The 1,010-nt window shown below is 36.5% G+C and carries 2 protein-coding genes; both read right to left on the bottom strand.

Annotated elements, in window-relative coordinates:
- Nucleotides 1-88: YicC/YloC family endoribonuclease (locus Q0075_RS00470; protein ID WP_297867804.1), on the bottom strand; the 88-nt coding region annotated here is incomplete at its 3' end.
- 92 nt (nt 89-180) lie between these two features.
- Nucleotides 181-1,010 (bottom strand): DMT family transporter (locus Q0075_RS00475; RefSeq protein ID WP_297867803.1); only part of this gene is annotated, 830 nt, incomplete at its 5' end.

The raw sequence follows: 1,010 nt of genomic DNA on the forward strand, positions 1-1,010 counted from the left end.
TACTGTTTAGCGATTTGATTTCTACGGTAATTTTTTTGGTTGGTAATTGCAAAGATGCTTTTCCAAAACCCGTCATGGAGTGTATCATATTTTTTATAAAAATGTCTTCAAAGATAAGAAAAAGTTTTCAGTCACAGTCGCAGTTTTCAGTCCTATACTGTGACTGTCAACCGAGACTGTCTACTTTTTCTGGGTTACCAAATAAACGCCAACAAATATCAACACAGCTGAAATCAATTTCACTAAACTTAAATCGTCTTTACCTAAACTCACGGCGAAAATAGTAGCGAAAAGGGGTTGTAAATAGATGAAAACCGCAACGGTTGTAGGTTTTAGTTCTCGCATGGAAACTAAATTCAGCAAATAGGTTAAGAAAGTCGAAAACACGACTACAAAACCAATTTTCCAGCTGATATCTGTTGACAAATTAGCGAAATCTATAGCTTGAAATTCGCCCCAACCAAAAGGCAACACCATCAAAAAACCAAAAGTATAAATCCATTTCACGAAGGTGAAGGCGTTGTATTTATCCATTAATTTTTTCACGATGATGAGGTAAAATCCGTAGGAAACGGCATTTACAAAAACCAATAAATTTCCTAAAGATGCGTTTGTTGCGTTTACCAATGATTTTCCGTAAAGAATCAACGTTATCGTTCCGGCTAATCCTAAAATGATTCCTAAAACTTTTCGGTTTTCCATTCGTTCTTTCATGATGAAAGCGGATAAAACTAGGACAATCATAGGTGTGGTAACCATTAAAACGGCTCCCATAATGGGCGAGGTGTAGCTCAATCCTTTGAAAAAAGTCAGCATATTAAAAGCAACTCCGAAGAACGCTGCCGCAATAATTCGAGGAAAATCTTCTTTTGCGATTTTTTCTTTGGGTCCAAAAAAGGAAATCAGCCAAAATAACAAGACAGAACCACCAACACGCATTACGATAAACCCGAAAGCATCGACATATTTTGGCATAACATCTTTAGCAATCGTAAAAGTTACGCCGTAAA

The organism is uncultured Flavobacterium sp., assembly GCF_937967675.1.
GTDB lineage: Bacteria > Bacteroidota > Bacteroidia > Flavobacteriales > Flavobacteriaceae > Flavobacterium.